This is a genomic window from Endozoicomonas sp. SESOKO2 (assembly GCF_024606245.1).
In the GTDB taxonomy this organism is placed as follows: Bacteria; Pseudomonadota; Gammaproteobacteria; order Pseudomonadales; family Endozoicomonadaceae; genus Endozoicomonas_A.
Genome location: NZ_JAHHPQ010000424.1, coordinates 1 through 4761, shown reverse-complemented (window position 1 = coordinate 4761; position 4761 = coordinate 1). Strand labels below are relative to the sequence as shown.

Here is a 4761-nt window from a genome sequence, read left to right as displayed (position 1 = left end):
AATGGTCGTTCTCCCATGCAGAAAGTATTCCTTACTTCTACACTCTGGGTGCCTTCTACAATAAGCAACAGGACGATGATCAAAAAGTTCATGGCCATTAAGGGAAATAACCACTCAGTCCAGATTTCTAACTGAAACAGTGACCCGCTGACAGCCACGAGCGATTAGAAGTCGCTTCCTCGCCTGCTGTGGCAATCACTTTTCACAGTAATAAAAATACTCAGCTCTGAGGCAGTAGAATGAGATATTTTCGCCCCAATGCATTAAGCCTTGCAGTGGCCATAACCATCAGCTCTTCCGTCATTGGTACACAGGCACTGGCCGATCGCAGGCTGCAGATAAAATCTGTCGATATTCAGGGCAATAGACATACGGAGTTTACCCAGAGCGAGGTCATCGTTAAGCCAACTTTAGGAGATGACCAGCAGCCAATACCCAAAACCTTTACCACCACTTACCCTGACCAGACTGAAGTCAGAGCGGGCTACGACATTCCTTCTGAAGGCTTCACGGACATTCTTTCTGGCATTGAGGGTGGTGTTGCCAGTATTGATCAGTTTGCAACAGACGAGAATGACGTTGCTCAGAAGTACAGCAAAATCCTGAAGGTGGGAAATGAGGGGGTCTTCAGATTCACCCATAACCTTGCAGAAGAGAAACTGCTTATCGAAGTCAGAGAGAGTATGACCCATCAGGATTCAATCAGGACTGTTCGGGCTCAATTAGGGGGCACCTGGAGATTAGAACCGTTTACTGGCATTGCCAGCACCGATCATCTGGTGGGAGTGCTGAAAGGGGCGAATAAAAGGGCAGGCAAACTTGGCGAAGCTGATCACTATGTTGCCCTTGCCATCCTCGAAGTAGACAAGGTTGAAGTGAACCGGCGCACTTTCATGCGTCTCATCGCCGCAGCAGATCAGCCTCCTGAACTTCAGCGTCTGGGTCAATCACTTTTTGTTAATGATGAGGTGCTTTTGGCAGCAGCCACCTCCGCCTATACCCAGGTTCATGTTCTCGGAAAAGATTTACAACAGGGCATTCTGGATGATCTTTTGTCATACCATAAACCCGTCGGCTATGTTGTTCACGTCGAGGATGAGACACAGGCTTATCCTGTACCTGCTGGTTATCCAAAACTGGAAGTAACAGAGACTCCGGGAGAGATTATTGTTTTCCGTGGTCAGAAACAGAATCCGACCGATGTCGCTTTTGTGGAAGGTCTCTATTACATCTGGGATAAATTTGGCTGCAATGCCCCCACTCCTTATACAACAGCACGAGTTAAAAAAGACAAGGTCAAAAGCTACAAGTACGTTATTCGAAGCAGGCAAATGGCAATGCTGGAGGAGTTTTCTGCACAGCAAAATGCTGGACTTGACTCAGGTGAACAATACGATGATAAAGTGGCAACGCTTGCGTACTATGAACATCTTCAGCAGGCATTGACCAGTGCTGCTTCAGTTGGAGCAGATGAATTTAAATTCACAATACCGCACGTCGGATTTACTTCGTTCTACTTCATGCCAACCTGGATGCATATTCAGTTCGTAAAACACTTCGGCTTCAAACCTGCGCTAAGAAATTTTCTGACTAGCTGGCATTTTGTTCAGGATATTCACGAAGTTATACCCAGCTTCAACAATATCTATAACAAATATTTTTATGATGATCCTGCCAGCGATTCTTTTGACAAAGGCGGTAACTTTGTTTCCAAAGTCATTGGCGACTTTGCCGGGCAGCTGATTGAGATGGAAAACGAGCTGGCAGAAAAACAAGCCGGACACATCGGCCAGAAAATCCATGAAATCAAACAACCGGTTGCCGCAACATCAATTGCCTCAACATCGTTTGCTGCAACAGGACAGCCCGGGGAAGAAGCTTTAGAAGAAGAACAGGCGGCCATTGAAAGCAAGCAGGATATGGCTTCAGACGATGAAAACGATCCGTATACCCGCAAGCAGTCGCTTCAACAGCAGTTGCGTCAACTAAAAGCAGAACTGGCCGATCGGGAACAGGTAATCGAGAATAGTCTGGCTGACATTGAAAGTCAGCTCGGTCTGACCCCGGATCACGAAAAGAGCCCGGAAGTCCGTTTTCAGGCCATTAAGCAACAAAATAAGAAACAGATAGCTACGATCGTACTACAACAGCAACATCTTCAGCACCATCTTCAGAACCATATTCAGCAACATTTCCAGCACCATCTTGAGCAACAAGGCAGCAGAACAAATCTTGAAAAAGAAGATGAAATCAGGGCCCGCTATGCAACCATCGCCGCACATTTAAACATTCAGGATCTCGATAGCAATGCAGGTGTTGACGCTCAAGAAGAACATCTGCTTCAAAAGCTTAAGACAATGGATGCTCAAAATAAACGCCTGCTTCAGAGAGTTAAGAGACTTAATAATCGAAAAGATTTAGAGGATTCTTACACCAGGGCGAGAAAAGACGCTCTGGCTGCCGTTCTTGGTATTGATCCAGGTAAAGACAGCAAACTGAAAGACCGCGACACACTGGAAAGAACGGTATATTTCAAGCTCTTCAAGCTTGCAAGGCTGCAAAAGGAACTGGATGACATCAAAACACCCGGCCACCCCAAAGCTATGCCTGAAGTCCTGGAGACACTGAGTAACGTGGAAAAAGCCCTGGAGAGGGATCCCCCCGGTAAAGAGTTCGATGTCTATCTCCGTCGCAAGCATATTTCTGAAGACATGCAGAGATTTATCAGGGAAGCCAGACAACGGGCAGATGAAGAAGCCCTGGATATACTGGATGCCGTAGAAAGAATACTCAACCTCGAAGTCAACAAAGAGGATGACAAAACAGCAAGACTCAGCAGAATTCATAGAATACTTGACGCCGATAATCTCTCAGATGACATACTGAATGATATAGACATTACCCTTTGGACACACAATGGCAAGGCTCTTGACGAGAAGGACCTCAAACTCAAAAGACTCCTTGCGCATCTTCATTATAAAGTCGAAGACCAGGGTCCGAATAAGCAAGCCACAGAACAACAGACCAGGCTGCTGGACGATGTAGAAGCAATACTTACCCTCGCAATGAATGAAGCGCAAAGCAGAGCAGCAAGACTTGCCCTGTTTGATGAAATAATTAAAGTCGATAATCTCTCAGATGGCACACTGGATCTGATAGATCAAACCGTCTGGAAACAAGACAGCGCAAATCTGGACGATAGGGCTCTCAAACTCAAGAAGCTTGGTGTGAGTCTTACCTATAAAGTTGAAGATTCGTATCTGGATGCGCTAAGCGATGCACGACAGAACAAAATGCTTGAAGCTATAGAGATAGAGGTGGATATCTACCTTCGTCGATGCCTTGCTGCTGAACAAAGGGGCATGGCCTTCACTGCCAAACTGGCCAGTGATCTGGATGTGGCATTTGAAGAAGATGCCAACCTGATTGAACAGAAGGACGCCCTGATAGCGAAAATTTGGGTGTTAATTGATGAAGTAAACCAGGTCTACGAGGATGAAAGTGTCAAAAGGGCCAGAAACAATGAAATGGCCTATCAGCTCAATATTAAGGATTACAAGGAAGATGCCACTATCGACGACCAGAACCGTTTGATTGAAGCAAAACTCCTGCAGCTGGATAAAGAAGTTTTCAAGGCGGATCAGCCTACCGTTGATGAGCGAATCGCAGCTATTGAAGATGAGCTTGACAAGCAAATGGCTCGGCTGGAGCCTAAACCCCGGTACGCTCTTGACCGTGAGGTAGCCATGACCAGGCGAACAATAAAAGAAGCTGAAAGTGAGCTGGAGGCGGCTAATCACAATCTGGACGCTATCCTTCGCGAACAGGTGGTATTTTCAGGTCGTACTGACGCCCATCCTGCTGCCTTGGATGAAGACGAAAAAGCACTCAATCAGGCAATAAAAAAAATTCAGACCAGATTGGCTCCGCCCGCAGATGATGAGCAAACCTCTGACACCAATCAAGGACGCAGTACTGCCCTGAGAAACAAACGGTTACAACCGGGCGGTGATCACGCTGATGCCGACAAGATCTGGCAACTGCTTCAGGAACAGGCCAGTCTGGAAGCTCAGATTGAAGGCAGGAAAGCAGACATTGGAAGAATGAAAAAAGTCCTGAAGGCTGCCGAAGAAGCCGTCGAAAATGACGGCACCCCCTCCCAGTACACGCCGATACAGGCAAAAATTCTCGACGATCTCCACACATTCGCGCAGCAGCACCCTCTCAAACAACTAGCTCTGCAAGCTGCAAATGGTCTGGCAGAATTAGCATTAGAAAACGGTAAGGAAATACCCTACTTTCCGACTATTGATTTTGACGACGAATTTGCACCCATTGGCTTGCGAGCAATGGTCGGAGACAAGCTGACGTTTGAACAGGCCAGTTGGATTGTGGAAGTTTTCAAAAACCTGAAAACGACCTTTCCTGAACCTCCTTTCGAACCTGCAGAAGATCATCCGCCCCTGAGTGTCCCGTACACAGTCCTGCGGCTGACTTACGCGGCCAGGCACGGAATAGAAAGAGGGGCACAAGAATACGACGACAGAATTCGCAGCATGGGCTCAGCAGGCATTCACTACATCGAGCATCTACCAGGAGTTCTGGCAGGCGTTCTGAAAAGCTTCCCGGAATACTTTGCTACCCGTTCTGCCAGTGGTAACAAGGTCATCGCTTTGCTGCGTGAAGGACGGATCAGCAAGACTGAGCTTGAGAACTACATGAAGGCCATCAGAGGTGTCGACGGTTATCAGACAGTGGCTG

Annotated in this window: 1 protein-coding gene; it reads left to right on the top strand. The window is 47.2% G+C overall.

Translation table 11 applies throughout. The features are described from left to right. Positions 1–239: 239 nt before the first annotated feature. On the top strand, positions 240–4761 hold a 4522-nt coding region (locus tag KDK17_RS09330; RefSeq protein WP_257287920.1), incomplete at its 3' end, for a hypothetical protein.